Source organism: Legionella donaldsonii (assembly GCF_900452385.1).
Classification (GTDB): domain Bacteria; phylum Pseudomonadota; class Gammaproteobacteria; order Legionellales; family Legionellaceae; genus Tatlockia; species Tatlockia donaldsonii.
The window spans coordinates 603,581-620,463 of record NZ_UGOA01000001.1; the positions used below are offsets into that span (position 1 = coordinate 603,581).

Genomic DNA, 16,883 nt, shown 5'->3' on the forward strand with positions numbered 1-16,883 from the left:
GGAAAAGCAAACGTTTAATTTTGGTTTTTTTTAAAGCAATTTCAGTTAATTATGCAAAAATAGTGCATCCTTGTTGTGCTAATTTAGGTAGCCAATCAGGCAAAAGCAGGGATTTGTTCAATCGCAAATCAAGTTTTTCAAGCTTGCTCAATGTCTGGAGTGTGGCTGGAAGTTCGGATAGTTGATTGGCTCGCAAATCCAGGAACCGTAGTGCTTTAAGTTGACCAATTGATTCCGGGAGATGAGTTAGTTGATTATTGCGCAGATCTAGGTCAGTGAGTTTTTTAAGATCACCAATGTTTGCAGGGAGGGTATTTAATCGATTATTTTCTAACATCAATTTTCGTAAATTGGTTAGTTTGCCGATCGATAAAGGTAGTTGGGTTAGTTGATTTTCCATGACATATAATTCTTTCAATTTTGCTAACTTGCTTAAGGCTTCAGGTAAGTTTTGAAGTTGATTCCTGTATAGGCGTAATTCAATAAGATTACTTAATTTTCCCAGGGAATCGGGAAGCGAAATAAATTGATTATAAGTTAAATTTAGATAGAGGAGATTTTTTAAATTTCCAAAAGTTTTGGGCAGTGTTTGAAGTTGATTGCCACCTAAATAAAGAAAACGTAGTTTGCTCAAATTACCGAGTGACTCGGGGATTTCAGTTAATTGATTGTGCTGCATATCGCAAATTTGCAAATTTTTTAGTTGGGAAATATTTTCTGAAAAAGAGACAATTTTATTTGCACTTAGATTGACCGACTCTAAGGTTTCTATCGCAAAAAAAGAAGAGGGTAAATCGGTTAAATAGTTATTATAGAGACTTATTTTTTTAAGCTTTTTTAGCTGAGAAATATTTTCAGGTAATTGCCTTATACAATTTTGATCGAGATAAAGTGTTTCTAACTGGTTATATTCTATAATTTCCTTAGGAAAAGAAACGAGATCACTATTGGTTAAATTCAATAACTTCATTGGTTAATTCTCTTATTAAGTCAGCAGCCGATTTCTCTTGGCATAAATGAGCTGCTTGTCCAGCCCATAAGGCCATAAAATCCGTGCAATTTTGTTTTGCTGCCTCAACACGCATACTCCTTGTTAAGGCATTTTGTATTGGATAGGCAAGAATAGAGTTCTCTTGGTTTGTTAAGCGTTCGGTAAATTTGTTTCTTATGCCGCGAGCAAATTTCCCTGAAAATGCCGTGGTAAGTACGGTATTATCTTTCCGACTAGTTAATAAAACTTCTTTATATTTTGGATGAATTCCTGATTCCACGCAGGTTAAAAAAGCGGTTCCCATTTGTATACCCATAGCTCCAAGAGCGAGAGTCGCAGTTATATGGTTACTATTCATGATACCGCCTGCAGCAATAACCGGTATTTTTACCTGAGTTTTTAATAAAGGTAATAGTTCTCTAAGCTCAAGCAGAGCATCTTCGGCTTTACCAAGGAAAGTACCGCGATGACCACCTGCTTCTTTACCTTGCACAACCAGGATATCAATACCTGATTTTTCGAGAAGCAAGGCTTCTTCAACCGTAGTGGCAGTCCCAATCAAGATAGTACTATTTCTTTTTAATTGGGTTACCCACTGTGGTGCAAGTACGCCGAAAGTAAAGCTGAAAATAGGTATTCTTTCTTCCACAATAACCTTCATTTGCTCCTCGAATGAAGGGGTATAAGGAGGATTGATGGGTTTAACTTCGTGCTTAAGTTCTACGCAAGCATTAGTAATTACTTTACAAGTTTGTTGAATTTGTTGTTGGCTGGCTATGGCTATTTCAGGAATGAACAGATTTACTGCAAATGGTTTATCAGTCAAAGCACGAGTTTTAAGAATATTCTCTCTAAGTTCGTTGGCGGTTAAATAGCCTGCACCAAGAGAACCAATCGCTCCGGCATTACAGACAGCCGCAACTAAGGATGGGGTTGTCGCGCCTCCCGCCATGGGTGCTTGAATTAGAGGAAAGTGGCTACCTAGTTGTTTGCTAAGTCTTGTCTGCGGCATCAATGTTCTCGTTACGGAGGAAAGACTAATTGGCTATTCAGGTGAAAAACTATAACAGATAGTCGAACAATGTGAAGTCAGGCTGGAAATACTATCTTCTTGTCGGTATGATTTTTATATTCAGGTATGAAAAGGTAATCCCCATGCGTCTTAGTTTTGCTATCTCGCTCATTGCTATAGCGTTGAGTGCATACGCTAGTGATGATTTTGACCGCCAACAAATTGAACAAAGAATTAAACCGATTGGCCAGGTACGTGTGGAAGGACAAGAGCCCGCACCGACTGCTACTGCAAAACCAGTTAAAGCAGAAGCCAGCTCTGCTAAAGAAGCTCCTGGACAGGCTACTTATGAAAAATATTGTTCGGTTTGTCACCGTGATGGTGTGGCGGGGGCACCTAAATTTCGAGTCGCGGCTGATTGGAAACCACGAATTGAACAAAAGAAATTGGATGGGCTTGTTGCTTCATCTCTTAAAGGACTGAATGCCATGCCACCGAAGGGAACCTGCCAAGAATGCAGCGAAGAAGATCTTAAGCAAGCTATTCAATATATGACATCAGAACATGAATAAAGTTATTTATCGACAGGGACAAATTTTGTTGGCAGGGTTAAGTTTTTTTATCCTTATAAGTTCTTTTTATTTTCAGTATGTGAAGAATTTGCAGCCTTGTCCTTTGTGCCTCATGCAACGCCTATGCGTTTTTTTATTATTTATATTAGGCCTGATAGGGATTTATGTAGAGCAGATTAAACCGCGTAAAATCATCGCCGTGTTGCAAATTATTTTTGCTTTGGGCGGTGTATTTTTTGCTGGCCGCCAACTGTGGCTGCAAGCCTTGCCTGCCGGCCAAGCTCCGGCTTGTATGCCTGACTTAGGAGTCTTAGTTAGGTATTTTCCCTGGAGCGATGTTTTACATGCCCTTTTTTGGGGTGCAGGGGATTGTGCTGAGGTTAATTGGACTTGGCTTGGCCTCTCCATGCCTGCCTGGTCAGCTTTTTATTTTTTATTTATGCTGGTAGCTGCTATTTTTATCATCCGCCGAGTAGAAACTTAAATTATATGTTTTACTGACCTAGTATTGACAGCTTGACGCTATGGGCTGCTCATACTCCGGACCTATGCTTAACTGCAATGCGTTGAAACAAACCATGTCAATCAAACTGGTAAAATAGGAAACTCGGAATAGTCAGTTATGGGGGCAATAAAGTATTTTTACCAGTGATGATGCCGAGAGGACGAGTAAATACTGGTAAATATGAGGCCACTTGGCTATCATCGCACACCATTACAATCGATAAAACAAGTTATGACGAACAAGTTCCATTGCGAGGTTCTTAAGAATTATCCTTTCAACAAAGCACGGGTTACCCGTGTTAATACTCCCCACGGTGATTTTGTAACACCAGTATTTATGCCTGTTGGTACTCGAGCTGGTGTGAATAATATGACCCCGTGCGAATTACTAGAGGCGGGAAGTCAGATAATCCTGGGGGGCAATACTTACCATATGCTTTGTGCCCCTGGCATGCAGATCATTGAGCAAGCGGGAGGGATGCATCGTTTTATGGGTTGGCAAGGTCCCATGCTAACAGATAGCGGGGGTTTTCAAGTATTTTCTTTGTCCAAGAATAAAGAGATTTGTACTATCGATGAAGAGGGTGCGCATTTCAAATTGCCAGGTACACAGCGTTTGATTCATATGACCCCTGAAATGTCTTTGGAAACACAAAAAATTATCGGTGCTGATATCATTATGGCTTTTGATCAATGCACCCCCGACAGTTGTTCTCGTGAAGAAGTACAGAAGATAATGGTGCGTACACACCGTTGGCTTAAACAGTCGATAGCCTATCATGAGCGATATCCGAATTCTCGTTATGGTGCAAGCCAGGCTTTGTTTGGTATTGTCCAAGGGGGTATTTACGAAGAGCTGCGACGAGAAAGTGCTGATTTTGTCTCTTCCATGCATACAGATGGCATTGCGATTGGTGGAGAAACAGTAGGTTTTGATATGCCAACTACTGTGGAAATAATTCGTTGGGTCAGGGAGTACCTGCCCGAGAATAAACCGCGCTATACCATGGGAGTAGGTATGTCGCCGCAAGATTTATTGGATGTTGTTGCTGAGGGGATTGATATGTTTGATTGTGTTGCCCCAACGCGTAATGCTCGTCACGGTGCTCTGTATTGTGGTGAACTTCTTCCCGAAGGTCAGTGGTTACGATTTGTCAGTAGTTATGAGAATCAGCGTATTCAGATTAAGAAAGCCTGTTTTGCGGATGATACATCACCGGTGATGGCTAGCTGTTTGTGTTATACTTGCAGGAATTACACGCGTGCTTTTTTACATCATCTTTCTAAACAAAAGGCTAATTTGTTCACCGCATTGGCAAGTATACATAATATCCATGTAATGCATGATGTTTGTGCTAAAATGCGCGACCTAATACTTGCGTCATAATCTTTAAGAGATAACAGGAGACATAATGATTTTAATTTCTACTTCAAAAGGCGATATTCGTATACAGTTGGATGAAGAAAATACCCCAAAAACCGCCGAAAATTTTCGCAACTATGTTCGTAAGGGTTTTTACAATGATACGATCTTTCATCGTGTAATTGATGGTTTTATGATTCAAGGCGGTGGATTGACAGCTGAGATGACGCAGAAGCCAACAGAGGCATCGATTTCTAACGAAGCTAAATCAGCCAAAGCGAATAAACGAGGCACCATCGCTATGGCTAGAACGATGGATCCTCATTCAGCAACAGCGCAATTTTTTATTAATGTCGCCGATAATGCCTTCTTGAATTTTAGTGGGGAGCATCCACAAGGGTATGGTTATTGTGTCTTTGGTGAAGTGACTGACGGGATGGATGTCGTTGATGCCATTGTGAAAGTTAAGACAGGACAACGCATGGGGCATGCAGATGTGCCCTTGGAAGATGTTGTTATTCATGAAATTAGTGAAATTTGATGGCAAACTGCTTAATCGGCGGTGAATTATTTTCGCCGCCGTTTGCGCAGACTTTCTGAGTAGTCAAATTTGGGCATTTCAATGTGAAAGAAAATAGCGAGTAGACGAGCGGAGAAAATAGCAATTAATGTAATGATTACATTGAGTTCATTGGCAACATGGAAATGTGCCAGAATAATAAATAGTAAGGCTCCGGCCAAAGCAATAACGGCATACAGTTCTTTACGCAGCACAAGCGGGATATCATTGCACAATATGTCGCGTAACATACCACCACAAATACCTGTAATCAGGCCACTAATAATGGCGATGCTAGGAGAAAGGCCGCTGGCAAGAATTTTTTGGGTACCGATGATCACAAAAGCTGATAAACCCAATGCATCGAGTATAAGGAAAACCTTCATAATCCGAACCAGTGAATGGGCAATAAAAATAGTTAAAAAAGCACAGGCTGAAGTGTATAATAGGTATTCAGGATGAGCGACCCAAGTCAGCGGATGCGTATTAAAAAGAGCGTCGCGTACGGTTCCGCCGCCGAGAGCAGTAATACAGGCAATCAACATGACTCCAAAAAAATCCATTTTTTTTCGACCTGCAGCGATGGCACCAGTGATTGCTTCCACACAAATGCCCATAATAAATAGGTAATGTAATAACATAGTTTTGCATTGCGTCAAAAAGATGCAATCATAACACTGTTTATCTGACTGGCGAAATAGAACGTATACGCTAGGCTTATAATAAATAACCCCTTAGAGTTTTGGAGAGAGGATAATGATTGACGAACAACCTACACCATCCAAATTTATTAATGCAGTCGACAAGGAAATGCATGACAGTATTTTACGGTTAGATCAAAAGCTTAAAGGTTTATTGGCAGAGATCCAGGTAAAAAAAGAATCGATGGCTTTGGAAAAAACTGACGAGGTAATTGAGAATCGTAAAAAACATTTATTAATCTTGGAGGATGAAGTAAGTCAAGCAATAGAAAGCATCAGAACACTGGTTAATATGACTGTTTCTGAGGAATTAAGTGATGAAGAATTTAATGCCATAAATCAGGAAAATTTGGAGTCATTACGCCAAGTTTTTGATGATAATATTGACAAAATTACTAAATTGCAAAAGGCCTTTTAATGCTAAAAAACGGCTTATTCTAATAGAATGTCCAGTAATAAAGCTGTGCAGAGTTATGGCAAATGAACCAGATATCGTATTGACAGGATGATTTGCCGTTTTTCTATCTTTGAACAGAGGGATGTGTGACCTATTTATGGCAAAGATCATGGATAATAAGACATTAAGGGTGATTGCTATTGTTTTGGTTTTATTTTCCTTCTGGCCATTTTTTTCGAATGCCGCTCTGCCAAACTCAGTCCTATTGGAGCAAAACGTTGACCAGCTAGTAGCGGCTGATATGCAACAGTACCATATTCCTGGTTTGGCCCTTGCTGTCTTATACAAAGGTGAGCCTGTCTTGATCAAGGGCTATGGTTATGCTGATTTGCAAGGGCGGCCAGTCAAAACAGAGACACTATTTGGTATCGGCTCGATATCTAAATCCATCACTGCCTTTGCAGTGATGATCTTGGTACAGCAAGGTAAAATTAACCTTGATGCTTCCCTATTAAAATACCTCCCAGATGCGCCGAAACAATGGCAGTCTGTAACAATTCGGCAATTGCTTTCACATACCAGTGGTATTCCACAACATCAAGGGCCTCATTTACCTTGGTTGCGTATTTGGCAAAAACTGGCTAACAAACCGATGCAATTTTCGCCTGGTACTCATTTTAAATACAACAATTTTGGTTATATTGTGTTGAGTCGTGTCATTGAGAAAGTTAGTCAGCGAAGTCTGAGCGATTTTTTAGCGGAAAACCTATTTACTCCCCTAAACATGCAGCAAACAGGATTTCCTGATACCTTACGTCCCCCAGGTTTGGCGGCTGGCTACCGAGTAATCAATAACAAGGTAGTTCCCAATCCAAATCGAACGCCTTGGTCGCAAATGTGGGGCTCTGGCGGTATTGTGTCATGCATTAGCGACATGGCGAAATGGGATGCAGCCATGACGAAGGGAAAACTATTACAATCAGCCAGTTATCGGGAAATGTGGGGTCCAGTTTTTTTACAGGATGGTCAGCCTTCTGGTCGTAAAGGATGGTCATGGGCTTTAGGTTGGCAGGTATCCTATTTTGGAAATAAGCTTGTCGCTCAAAAAAATGGTGCGATACGGGGTTATGGTAGTTGGATGGTTCGCCATATTGATGAGCAAATTTCTATCATTATATTAGTCAATACAAATCATGTCCCTTTAAGACGTATCGCGAATAAAATTTATAGGCAGTTTATTTTGGTGCAGAAAGAGAATAATTAAGAGCCATTGCTAAATTTATACTGTATAGCCATAAGACTGCTTGAGATTGAAATTAATTACAGGAACGCCATGTTATATTTAACTGAAGCACAAATGGATATGGTTTTTGCCATATTAGAAAAAAATAATAGGCTCGAACGCACTCTGGTATTGCAGTTTTCCATAATAAGTTCGAGAAATGAGCTTTCTGAAAATAGGCTGTTTAGTCCAAATCGATTTCAACATAGCTTGGCTAGTATTGAGGTTCTTATTCTGGCTGTAGTATTGGCCCACTATCCTGGTAAGACTATCGATGAGTTACTTGAGGAAATAAAACGGGAATATATAAATTGTGAATTTTTCACCCATAAAGCAAGCCAAATGATTTCCTTTATGGGCCTCTTAATGAATCTCATTGATAAAGAGTTCTTGGTTAGTAAAGAAAACACTTGTTTTTTAAATGAAACCCACCTTGATTTGCCTTTAGTTCCAATGATCCTGCCTGAGGTAGTCAAAAGGGAAACTGTGGAAATGAATATGGATGGTACGCAAGAGCGTATTACTCCTGGTTAGGGGCCTGACATTTCTATTATCTTGGCCAAAAAAAGATGATTTCCTTCCTGGACTACCTTGTAAACAGTGCAGCGACGCTCGTAACTCAATACTTTTCGACTCAAGCAAGCAAAATGTCAGCAGACCCTGGTATATTTTGTTGGTAAATTGAAAAACATGTAAATAAATTGCCAGATTTTTATCGCTAATGATTTTATTTTATTGCTTGCCCGGTTATGCTCAGTCTCTGTCTTTGGAATTGAAAATCGGCTGTTTAGCGATTTGTAAAAGCGAAAATTATGATGACTATTGGTTCTTGGTATTACCCCTCGCTTATTGCCCTTTGTCTTTATGGTGCTTGGGGGTATTGGGGCGCCCGGGCGGCAAATTTTATTAATCCACTTTCTATTACTTTTTATTCCAGTCTGGGGGTTTTGGTATCTGGTGTCCTTGCTCTTGTATTGCTGAATTTCAAACCAGAACTATCTGTGAAAGGAGGTCTTTATGGTCTTCTTAATGGGGTTGCCAATGGTGTTGCTTGCATTTTTTTTATTATTGCCTTACGTAGGGGGCCAGCAATGCCTGTTGTTTTGATTACCTCCATGTATCCTGTTATCACATTACTGTTATCGATACTTTTTTTAAAGCAAGGCTTGTCCCTAAAACAAACCCTGGGAATGGTGTTTGCCATGATTGCTTTAATTTTGTTCTCCATGGAGTGAGTCATTTTTCATCTAAGGAATCATTTTGCCATTAGGATCTAAGGATAGCGGGGGGGCCGAATCAAAAGCACTCATGACTATCAATACCAGAAAAATGAGTAGAAATAGGAAAAATAAAATTTTTGTTATGTAGGTAGCGGTAGAGGGTGTTCCTTTATAACTGAATAATGCGGTTAGCAGTGTCATTACTAAAAAAAAAAGGGCCCATGGAAACATCATCCATCCTTAGAGATGAGTCTATAAGTTATCTATAGTAGGGACATTTTGTTTTTTTGTAAAATCAGGGGGCTTATCCACCTTGCTCAAACCAGAGTCGCTCTTATAAATTTCAACCTGATTATACGTTGTTTTACATCTTAACTATTAAAGAGGGCCAAGCGCTCATCTATAGAAAGACTAAACGCTTGACGTTTAAACCCATTGAGAGGAAATTACATATAATAGTTAAGCGCAACTGCTCCCGTAACGAATTTAGCCGCATGCGGACCGGTGATAGAAAACCAGACCCCGCCGATAACACCGAGAGTTGAGGTAAAGTTATACTCCATTGCTGGGGCCAGGGAAACCTGATCGCCCGCTCTCCCGCCAACGCCTGCAACAGTACCTCCGGGAGTGAATCCAGGATTGCCATCAAAATTGGTTGCTGGACTATGGACATACAATACTTCAAAAACAGGAACCCAGTTTTGGGTCAATGTATATTCAGCAGCTAAATCAACCGCATAACTGTTGTCCAGGTTAACTCGCCCCTCCGTTGAGGGGGTACCTCCAAAAACACTGACTCCATGAACTTTGACATCGCTGAATCTTGCTGCAACTAAACCCAAGCGCGTACGCAAATAATGTTCGTTTGTGAATTGAGTCAATCGTTGGAAGTTCACGCCAATAAAAGTTTGATAAGCACCGAGACCAGTCTGATCAGTGCCCAATTTTCGTGGGTTTAAGTTATCAAAGCGCCCCGTAGGAAATACCTCCTGTAAGACAAGTCGTAAATCGGGCAGCCAGGAGTTTTCTTTTTGCCGCAAAACCTGGATACCCAAACCTAAACTGTAATCACCAATATCATTTCCATGCTGTCCATGATCCCAACTGTAGTCGTAAGGTAAGGATGTTTGCAAATCTAAAAAATCATTGATTCCTGCCGTAATAATAGGGATGACTTCAATGTTTCGAAATCCGTTCGGATAGCCACTATAAAAAGCATAGGGTTCAAAATTGAAATGGCCTGCGGGAATTGTTTTTCCCGCAGGGGCAAGCAACGGGCCTGTGAACCATGGTCCCGCTATTGCCGCTTGAGTAAAGAATAATAAAAATAGAAGTCGCGTATACATAAGAGTCGCATCCAGTGCAAAAAAATAAAATTTTAAACTTTTTTTATATTAATGGAATGATTTTTCTTTTTAATTTTTTGATTTTTCTTTTATCACCCCTCATTCCAGAGATGCAGGGTAATCAGGGTTTTTGTTATTAATTTAATCAAATTATTCTTTTAATAAACAGAAAGGATTTGAGAAAAGGATGTGTCTTGTGTTACAATGCGCGTCGTCAATAGAAAGAATGATTGGTTGCAATGAGAGGTTTTTATCAGACTCTCAAGGATTTTTGTAACAGATTTATGGGCAATCTTTTGTTTCTAAAGACAAAAATGGAAAAGCTAATAGAGACATTTGAAGAAGCCTAAAATAAAAATTTAAATTTTATAGATTTTAGTGCACACTAGTCTTGTGTTGAAATAAGGTAGTGCTCTCTTTAAGTGTTTTAAGTCTAACTTAACCAATTAAAAGGGTCTTTAATGAAAAAATTAGCAGCAGTAGCAATAAGTTGTTTAATTCCTTTTTTCTCATTTGCTGGTAGTGCAGATAACGGGGTTCTCGATACTTTTCAGGAACGTTGTGCAAAAGAAACAGATCCCATTAAACGTCAAAATTATTGCCATATACTTGATCAACATAGTCAGGCAGACGCTAACATGACTGATACGCTACAAGAGACAGTGGTCGTTTAAAAAGCGTAGAGAGTTTTATCTACCTTTCTGCTAGCCCTCTAAATCCAGTTTTGAGGGCTGAGTGATAACAGTTTTCTTCCCCATTCCTGGTTTTTTTTCTATGCAATCAAAGAATTAATCGTTCCTCACTGTCTATTAGTCAATCAACTTTGTTTAACCTGTTAGATTTTAGATTTCATGCCCCAAGAGTATGAAGCCTCTTTGTGAGGCCGGCATGGATAGAAAGAATAGGAAGATTAAACCAGCGAGTCCATGGGTATTAGCTGTTTAAGTTCTTTGGGCTTGGACAGGCTTGCCAAGTTATCACAAGTTATAAAAAGATCCTGCAGCTGATTCGTGCAGTATAAACCAATTTTACGAAAGTCATCGGATTGGTTGGTAAAAATTTCTTGTGTTTGAGAGCAAGACTGTTTACTGGCCAATGAGTAAATGTAAGAGACATTGTCCTGGCGGATTGCGAGAGAAGAGCCGATTGGATAATGATGTTTGATCTGTTTCAGGTAATAAAGTTCATCATAACGCGCCGGGCTATATAATGATTGCCAGCTAGTTTGTACACCTGAGCGAAACCAGGCGGGATGATAGGTTTGATCATAACGCCAGAGCTCGCTATTAAATAGGTTAAATTCAAGTGCAGGCGTGGAAGAGAAAATGACTATCTCTTGTTCAATACCAACACGAGTAATGGCAATATGATTAATTTCATGGATGCCAAGTATATCTTTGAATACAGCCCCTACTTTATTTTTAAACGCAAACAATAATTTTAGTAGTTGCGAATGTGGTCTTATCTCGTTGTGAATATCCATAACTAATACTTAATTGCTCCATGCTAGTGACTAAATCGTTTAATAGAGGAAAGAGCCAAATCAATAATTTTTTTTGATTGCTCTTCAGTCGCATTGATTTGACCAAGGTCATTGATCAATTCCAGCAAGAAATCAGGAAGCTCATCTCCAAGTAGGGAATTTGTATATAGTTCACCTGCTTGCGTGAAAACATAGTGTAATAAATTCCTATTAATAGTAATTCTATCGTCCGGCTGTGGGGAGCCGTGGTGATGATCACCAAAGAGTAACCAACCTGGCGAAACATTAAGTTTCGAAGAAATCTCAACAAGTTTGGTCGGTTCTGGAATTGCTTCACCGCGTAAATATTTACGGCAGATCTGTAGTGAATACCCGGTAATCTCCGCTAGTTTATGAATACATACTCCTGATGTAGAGCGTTGTGAATTAAACCCAGCAGCAATCATGGCATCACGTAGGCGATAGGCAAATTGTTTAGTTAAATCGACTTTTTCCATGAACGCGCTTTTCTAGGTAACTGAATTAACGCAGTGTAGCAAAGGGTTAGATTTCCTGCAAATTCGCAACGAAACGAAACATATTATTTCTTTTGGAAATTAATAGTTGCAATTTCGTATTGTTCTGTAATAATAGAATGGGAAACAAGGAGTTGTTTCAATTAGTGTCCAAACAGGGAGTTTTGCACTACGTGATGGAACAAAGTAGAGCAATGTTTTATAACAGTGGTTTAGTCATGGCTGCTAACCTCGCATCCTAAATATGGCTTGAATAATCAGCAGTTCCATTCAGGCCTTCCTTCTCTAAACAAGGCAGACTTACGAAAAGCACCGGGATCGAGGCAAAATTTGATTTAATGAGAAATTAATCTAACAAAATGATTAAATTAAATTCAAATTTTAACGAAAGTCGTTGAATTTCAGGTAACTCCTGTAAGCATTAAAATTATTTGCTTTGTAATCATAGCTTTTATATAATCAACGCCATTCTAGGTATAGAACGAATAATAGGCACGTAGCTCAGTGGTAGAGCACCACCTTGACATGGTGGTGGTCGGTGGTTCGATCCCACTCGTGCCTACCAACTTAACCCTGCCCCGCAGGGTTTTTTTTTGTCGTATGTTGATCGTTGAAATTATTCTCTAGCTACCAGTTGTTATTGCAATTATGATTGAAACTTTACCTGCCTGATAGATGGAAGGATAACAAAATGCCAAATGTTAAATTGCCTGATGGAAGTGTCAAACATTTCGAACAGCCTGTAACGGTTTATGATGTCGCTCAAAGTATTAGTCCTGGATTGGCAAAAGCTGCACTTGCGGGACGAGTTGATGGTCGGCTGGTCGATACTAGTTACCTTATGCGTGATGATTGCGCCTTAGTCATTATTACCGAAAAACAGCAGGAAGAGAGCCTTGAAGTGATTCGTCATTCAACAGCTCATTTATTGGCACAGGCAGTTAAACTCTTATTTCCCGGCGCGCAAGTTACTATTGGACCTGTTATTGAGGATGGGTTTTATTACGATTTTGCTTTTCAAAGACCATTTACTCCAGAAGATTTGGAACGTATAGAAGCGAAAATGGAGGAGTTGGCCAAAGCGGATTACCCAATTACTCGTCGAGTATTGCCACGAGATGAGGCAATCGCTTATTTCCGCAATATTGGTGAGGAGTATAAAGCTAAAATTATTGCCGATATTCCTGAGGGGGAAACGCTTTCCTTATACAAACAAGGGGATTTCGAAGATCTCTGCCGTGGTCCTCATGTGCCTTCTACTTCGTATTTGAAAGCATTTAAGTTAACTAAAGTAGCAGGAGCTTATTGGCGAGGAGATGCACGTAATGAAATGTTACAACGTATTTATGGTACGGCTTGGATAGACAAAAAAGCGCTAGCGGATTATTTGCATCGTTTAGAAGAAGCTGAAAAACGTGATCATCGAAAATTAGGCAAAGCTTTGGATTTATTCCATTTTCAGGAAATTGCCCCTGGTATGGTTTTTTGGCACCCTAAAGGATGGATTGTTTATCAACTACTTGAACAATATATGCGTAGTCGTTTGTATGATTTTGGTTATCAAGAAATTAAAACACCGCAGTTAGTTGATAAGGTTTTGTGGGAAAAATCAGGGCATTGGGATAATTTTCGCGATGAGATGTTTGTTACAGAAACAGAAAATCGTCAATATGCTGTAAAACCAATGAACTGCCCTTGCCATGTACAGGTTTATAATCAAGGACTTAGGTCTTACCGTGATTTGCCATTGCGTTTTTCTGAATTTGGTAATTGTCACCGCTGTGAACCTTCTGGCTCTTTGCATGGCTTAATGCGTGTGCGCAACATGGTACAGGACGATGCACATATTTTTTGTACAGAAGAGCAAATTCAGTCTGAAGTAGCAATGATGCTTGAGTTAGTCCAATCAGTCTATACCGATTTTGGTTTTAAAGAGATAAAATACCGGTTAGCCTTGCGTCCAGAAAAGCGGGTAGGCAGTGATGCCGTTTGGGATAAGGCAGAGGAAGCATTAAAGCTTGCTATGCAGAGTAGAGGGATTGAATGGATTGATGCTCCGGGGGAAGGTGCCTTCTATGGGCCGAAGATTGAATGCTCGCTAGCTGATTGTTTAGGGCGTATTTGGCAGTGCGGTACAATACAGGTCGATTTTTCTATGCCAGACAGACTTGATGCCCAATATGTCGCAGAAGATGGTAGTCGACAAACACCGGTCATGTTACATCGTGCTATCCTGGGTTCATTTGAGCGCTTTATGGGAATTTTAATCGAGCATTATGCGGGTCGGTTCCCCTTATGGTTGGCACCTACGCAAGTTGCTGTATTGACAATTAGTGAAAAACAGCATGATTTTGCCGCTAAAGTGACAACTATTTTACAAAAGCAGGGCTTTCGTGCAAATTTTGACTTGAGAAATGAGAAGATTGGCTTTAAAATCCGCGAGCATACTTTACAAAAAGTACCTTACTTGCTGATTATTGGCGATAAAGAAGTTGAAAATAATTCTGTCGCGGTACGAACAAGAGAAGGTGTGGATTTGGGTGTGATGAATATTGATACAATTTGTGATACCATGCGTCAGGAAGTTGACGCAAAAGGTCGCGTATAAACCACTTGGAGGATTAAACCATTAGCGTATCGAATAAGCGTGATAGTGATCGCGCGCGAATTAACGAAAAAATTAATGTACCTGAGGTACGCTTAATTGATGTCGATGGCAACCAGGTGGGCGTTGTATCAACGCGAGAAGCATTGAGGGCGGCGGAAGAAGGTGGCTATGATTTAGTGGAGATTTCACCCACAGCTAACCCCCCCGTTTGCCGCATTATGGATTATGGCAAATTTCTTTTTGAATTGAATAAAAAGCAAACGGAAGCGAAGAAAAAGCAGAAGCAATTTCAAGTCAAAGAGTTAAAATTCCGTCCGACGACGGAAGAGGGAGATTACCAGGTCAAGCTACGCAACCTGGTCCGTTTCCTCAATCATGGTGATAAGGTCAAGATCACACTACGATTTCGTGGTAGAGAAATGGCTCATCAGGAAATAGGTATGAAACTCATGGAGCGTTTGCAACAGGATACCGCTGAATATGCGGTGATCGAGCAGCATGCGAAACGAGAAGGCCGCCAATTACTGATGGTTTTAGCACCAAAGAAAAAATAAGGTAGTTGTAAAAATATTCGCTCAATTATCCATCCTAAAGTGAGATAAAGAGCTAATCGATTACACTGCATCGTTATTAATAGCAGAACAAATGCGGAGTAGAATGCTATGCCAAAATTAAAGTCGCATCGTGGAGCGCACAAACGCTTCCGTAAGACAGCTAGTGGTATTATCAAGCGTCGTGGCGCTTATAGAAACCATATCCTTACTAAAAAGACCAGCAAGCAGAAACGTCAGTTGCGTGTTGCTTCGGGTACATTGAAGCAATGTGATGCGCGTCTGGCTGAGCGTATGTTGCACGGTAGTTAAGGGGAGGAATGAATAATGCCAAGAGTTAAACGTGGTGTGACGGCGAAAGCACGTCATAAGAAGATTTTAGATCAAGCGAAAGGTTATTACGGTGCCCGTAGCCGCACCTACCGTGTTGCCAAACAAGCGGTTATCAAAGCTGGACAATATGCTTACCGTGATCGTCGCCAGAAAAAACGCCAGTTCCGCGCTTTGTGGATCACTCGGATTAATGCACAGGCTCGTGAGTGTGGTTTATCATACAGTCGGTTAATTGCCGGGTTGAAAAAAGCCAGTATCGAGTTGGATCGTAAAGTGCTTGCTGACATGGCTGTATACGATAAACATGCCTTTGCTGCTGTAGCTGAAAAAGCGAAAGCTGCGCTTGCCTAATCAGTTTTTGTCGTGATAATTAACAAGGAGGCTTTGGCCTCCTTTTTTACGTGTGGGTTCTAATCATGCAAGATATCATTGCGTTGCAGCAACAGGCTGCTGATGCCATCGCTCAGGCAGAAGACGTTACCGCCCTTGAATCGATTCGTGTCGACTATTTGGGCAAAAAAGGACAGCTCACCGAAATCCTCAAAGGGTTAGCTAATTTATCCGCAGAAGAAAAACCCAAAGTGGGCCAGTTAGTTAATTTGGCTAAACGAGAGATAAGTCTTCTCATTGAAGAAAAGATGTTGCATTTAAAAGAAGCGCAATTACAGAGTAAATTGGCTGCTGAGCGAATTGATGTAACGTTGCCAGGCCGTACCAATCAACATGGTTCTTTACATCCAGTAACGCAGGTAAAGCAACGCATTAATGATTATTTTAGTCGGTTAGGCTTTGATATTGTCACTGGCCCGGAAATTGAAACTGAATTTTATAATTTTGAAGCACTTAATATTCCAGGACACCATCCGGCCCGTGCCATGCACGATACCTTTTATTTTGGGGATGGGCATTTATTGCGCACTCATACTTCGCCAGTACAAATTCGGACAATGGAAGAGCGTACACCACCTTTACGGTTGATCGCTCCAGGACGAGTTTACCGTTGTGATTCAGATGTCACCCATACACCTATGTTTCATCAGGTAGAAGGCTTGCTTATTGATAAACAGGCTACGCTAAATGGCTTAAAAGGGTTATTACAGGATTTTTTTGCTGATTTCTTTGGACGAGAGTTGGCTTTACGCTTTAGACCCTCTTATTTTCCTTTCACGGAGCCCTCTGCTGAGGTGGATATAGAGTGTACACAATGTTTTGGTAAAGGTTGCCGTTCATGCAAGTTCACTGGTTGGCTAGAGGTTTTGGGTTGCGGCATGGTACATCCTAATGTGCTGACCGCGGTTAATATTTCTCCAGATGAATATCAAGGCTGGGCTTTTGGTATGGGAATGGATAGATTGGCTATGCTGTATTTTGGAATTGATGATTTACGCATGATGTTTGAAAATGACTTAACTTTTTTAAAACAGTTCTAGCAGCCACATATAATAA

The 16,883-nt window shown here is 40.4% G+C and carries 21 protein-coding genes and 1 tRNA gene; 15 read left to right on the top strand and 7 right to left on the bottom strand.

Annotation, left to right across the window (positions count from 1 at the left end):
• Positions 1 to 49 precede the first annotated feature (49 nt).
• A complete protein-coding gene (locus DYC89_RS02795; protein WP_115220403.1) occupies positions 50 to 970 on the bottom strand; it encodes a leucine-rich repeat domain-containing protein in 921 nt (306 codons plus the stop codon).
• The gene (locus tag DYC89_RS02800; protein ID WP_115220404.1) at positions 945 to 2,003 is read right to left on the bottom strand and encodes an NAD(P)H-dependent flavin oxidoreductase; all 1,059 of its coding nucleotides are present in this window, start codon (positions 2,001 to 2,003) and stop codon (positions 945 to 947) included. The genes DYC89_RS02795 and DYC89_RS02800 overlap by 26 nt, the downstream gene beginning before the upstream one ends.
• Positions 2,004 to 2,146: 143 nt before the next feature.
• Here DYC89_RS02800 and DYC89_RS02805 point away from each other — a divergent pair, with 143 nt between their 5' ends.
• The 4 genes from DYC89_RS02805 to DYC89_RS02820 all read left to right on the top strand — a co-directional run bounded on the left by DYC89_RS02805 (position 2,147) and on the right by DYC89_RS02820 (position 4,983).
• Complete coding sequence (locus tag DYC89_RS02805) at positions 2,147 to 2,575, top strand: c-type cytochrome (RefSeq protein ID WP_115220405.1); 429 nt, start codon at positions 2,147 to 2,149, stop codon at positions 2,573 to 2,575.
• On the top strand, positions 2,568 to 3,059 hold the full coding sequence (locus DYC89_RS02810) for a disulfide bond formation protein B (protein ID WP_115220406.1): 492 nt from the start codon (positions 2,568 to 2,570) through the stop codon (positions 3,057 to 3,059). The genes DYC89_RS02805 and DYC89_RS02810 overlap by 8 nt, the downstream gene beginning before the upstream one ends.
• Before the next feature lie 252 nt (positions 3,060 to 3,311).
• Entirely contained in the window at positions 3,312 to 4,466 is a 1,155-nt protein-coding gene (gene tgt / locus DYC89_RS02815; protein ID WP_115222631.1) for a tRNA guanosine(34) transglycosylase Tgt, read from the top strand.
• 25 nt (positions 4,467 to 4,491) lie between these two features.
• On the top strand, positions 4,492 to 4,983 hold the full coding sequence (locus tag DYC89_RS02820; protein WP_115220407.1) for a peptidylprolyl isomerase: 492 nt from the start codon (positions 4,492 to 4,494) through the stop codon (positions 4,981 to 4,983).
• A gap of 26 nt (positions 4,984 to 5,009) precedes the next feature.
• Here the strand turns inward: DYC89_RS02820 and DYC89_RS02825 are convergent, their stop codons facing one another.
• The gene (locus DYC89_RS02825; RefSeq protein WP_115220408.1) at positions 5,010 to 5,642 is read right to left on the bottom strand and encodes a trimeric intracellular cation channel family protein; all 633 of its coding nucleotides are present in this window, start codon (positions 5,640 to 5,642) and stop codon (positions 5,010 to 5,012) included.
• 115 nt (positions 5,643 to 5,757) lie between these two features.
• Between DYC89_RS02825 and DYC89_RS02830 the strand changes: the two genes are divergently transcribed.
• The 4 genes from DYC89_RS02830 (at position 5,758) to DYC89_RS02845 (ending at position 8,616) form a co-directional block, all read left to right on the top strand.
• On the top strand, positions 5,758 to 6,120 hold the full coding sequence (locus DYC89_RS02830) for a hypothetical protein (protein WP_115220409.1): 363 nt from the start codon (positions 5,758 to 5,760) through the stop codon (positions 6,118 to 6,120).
• A 148-nt stretch (positions 6,121 to 6,268) separates the two neighbouring features.
• Positions 6,269 to 7,363, top strand: coding sequence for a serine hydrolase domain-containing protein (locus tag DYC89_RS02835; RefSeq protein WP_115222632.1), 1,095 nt, complete (start codon positions 6,269 to 6,271; stop codon positions 7,361 to 7,363).
• A gap of 69 nt (positions 7,364 to 7,432) precedes the next feature.
• Positions 7,433 to 7,915 (top strand): hypothetical protein, encoded by a 483-nt coding sequence (locus tag DYC89_RS02840; protein ID WP_115220410.1) that lies wholly within the window; start codon positions 7,433 to 7,435, stop codon positions 7,913 to 7,915.
• A gap of 281 nt (positions 7,916 to 8,196) precedes the next feature.
• Positions 8,197 to 8,616, top strand: a complete 420-nt coding sequence (locus tag DYC89_RS02845) for an EamA family transporter (RefSeq protein ID WP_115222633.1) — start codon at positions 8,197 to 8,199, stop codon at positions 8,614 to 8,616.
• A 12-nt stretch (positions 8,617 to 8,628) separates the two neighbouring features.
• On the opposite strand, the gene DYC89_RS16825 is transcribed toward DYC89_RS02845, so the two are convergent.
• The gene (locus DYC89_RS16825) at positions 8,629 to 8,835 is read right to left on the bottom strand and encodes a DUF1328 family protein (RefSeq protein WP_256593805.1); all 207 of its coding nucleotides are present in this window, start codon (positions 8,833 to 8,835) and stop codon (positions 8,629 to 8,631) included.
• A 212-nt stretch (positions 8,836 to 9,047) separates the two neighbouring features.
• The gene (locus DYC89_RS02855) at positions 9,048 to 9,947 is read right to left on the bottom strand and encodes a hypothetical protein (protein WP_115220411.1); all 900 of its coding nucleotides are present in this window, start codon (positions 9,945 to 9,947) and stop codon (positions 9,048 to 9,050) included.
• Positions 9,948 to 10,408: 461 nt separating this feature from the next.
• On the opposite strand from DYC89_RS02855, the gene DYC89_RS02860 reads away from it, so the two are divergent.
• Complete coding sequence (locus DYC89_RS02860; RefSeq protein WP_115220412.1) at positions 10,409 to 10,621, top strand: hypothetical protein; 213 nt, start codon at positions 10,409 to 10,411, stop codon at positions 10,619 to 10,621.
• A gap of 236 nt (positions 10,622 to 10,857) precedes the next feature.
• Here DYC89_RS02860 and DYC89_RS02865 read toward each other — a convergent pair whose 3' ends face one another.
• Together DYC89_RS02865 and DYC89_RS02870 are read right to left on the bottom strand one after the other, a co-directional pair.
• Complete coding sequence (locus DYC89_RS02865; protein WP_115220413.1) at positions 10,858 to 11,430, bottom strand: hypothetical protein; 573 nt, start codon at positions 11,428 to 11,430, stop codon at positions 10,858 to 10,860.
• 23 nt (positions 11,431 to 11,453) lie between these two features.
• Positions 11,454 to 11,927, bottom strand: a complete 474-nt coding sequence (locus tag DYC89_RS02870; RefSeq protein ID WP_115220414.1) for a helix-turn-helix domain-containing protein — start codon at positions 11,925 to 11,927, stop codon at positions 11,454 to 11,456.
• Between the two features lie 508 nt (positions 11,928 to 12,435).
• Here DYC89_RS02870 and DYC89_RS02875 point away from each other — a divergent pair.
• The 6 genes from DYC89_RS02875 to pheS all read left to right on the top strand — a co-directional run bounded on the left by DYC89_RS02875 (position 12,436) and on the right by pheS (position 16,867).
• A tRNA-Val gene (locus tag DYC89_RS02875) sits at positions 12,436 to 12,510 on the top strand.
• A gap of 126 nt (positions 12,511 to 12,636) precedes the next feature.
• A complete protein-coding gene (gene thrS / locus DYC89_RS02880; RefSeq protein WP_115220415.1) occupies positions 12,637 to 14,553 on the top strand; it encodes a threonine--tRNA ligase in 1,917 nt (638 codons plus the stop codon).
• A gap of 20 nt (positions 14,554 to 14,573) precedes the next feature.
• Entirely contained in the window at positions 14,574 to 15,107 is a 534-nt protein-coding gene (infC, locus tag DYC89_RS02885; protein WP_115220416.1) for a translation initiation factor IF-3, read from the top strand.
• Positions 15,108 to 15,215: 108 nt separating this feature from the next.
• Positions 15,216 to 15,416: a 50S ribosomal protein L35 gene (rpmI, locus tag DYC89_RS02890; protein WP_019218047.1), complete on the top strand. Its 201-nt coding sequence runs from the start codon at positions 15,216 to 15,218 to the stop codon at positions 15,414 to 15,416.
• Positions 15,417 to 15,431: 15 nt separating this feature from the next.
• Positions 15,432 to 15,788: a 50S ribosomal protein L20 gene (rplT, locus tag DYC89_RS02895; RefSeq protein WP_058447551.1), complete on the top strand. Its 357-nt coding sequence runs from the start codon at positions 15,432 to 15,434 to the stop codon at positions 15,786 to 15,788.
• 65 nt (positions 15,789 to 15,853) lie between these two features.
• Positions 15,854 to 16,867 (top strand): phenylalanine--tRNA ligase subunit alpha, encoded by a 1,014-nt coding sequence (gene pheS, locus DYC89_RS02900; protein ID WP_115222634.1) that lies wholly within the window; start codon positions 15,854 to 15,856, stop codon positions 16,865 to 16,867.
• The last annotated feature ends 16 nt before the right edge of the window (positions 16,868 to 16,883 follow it).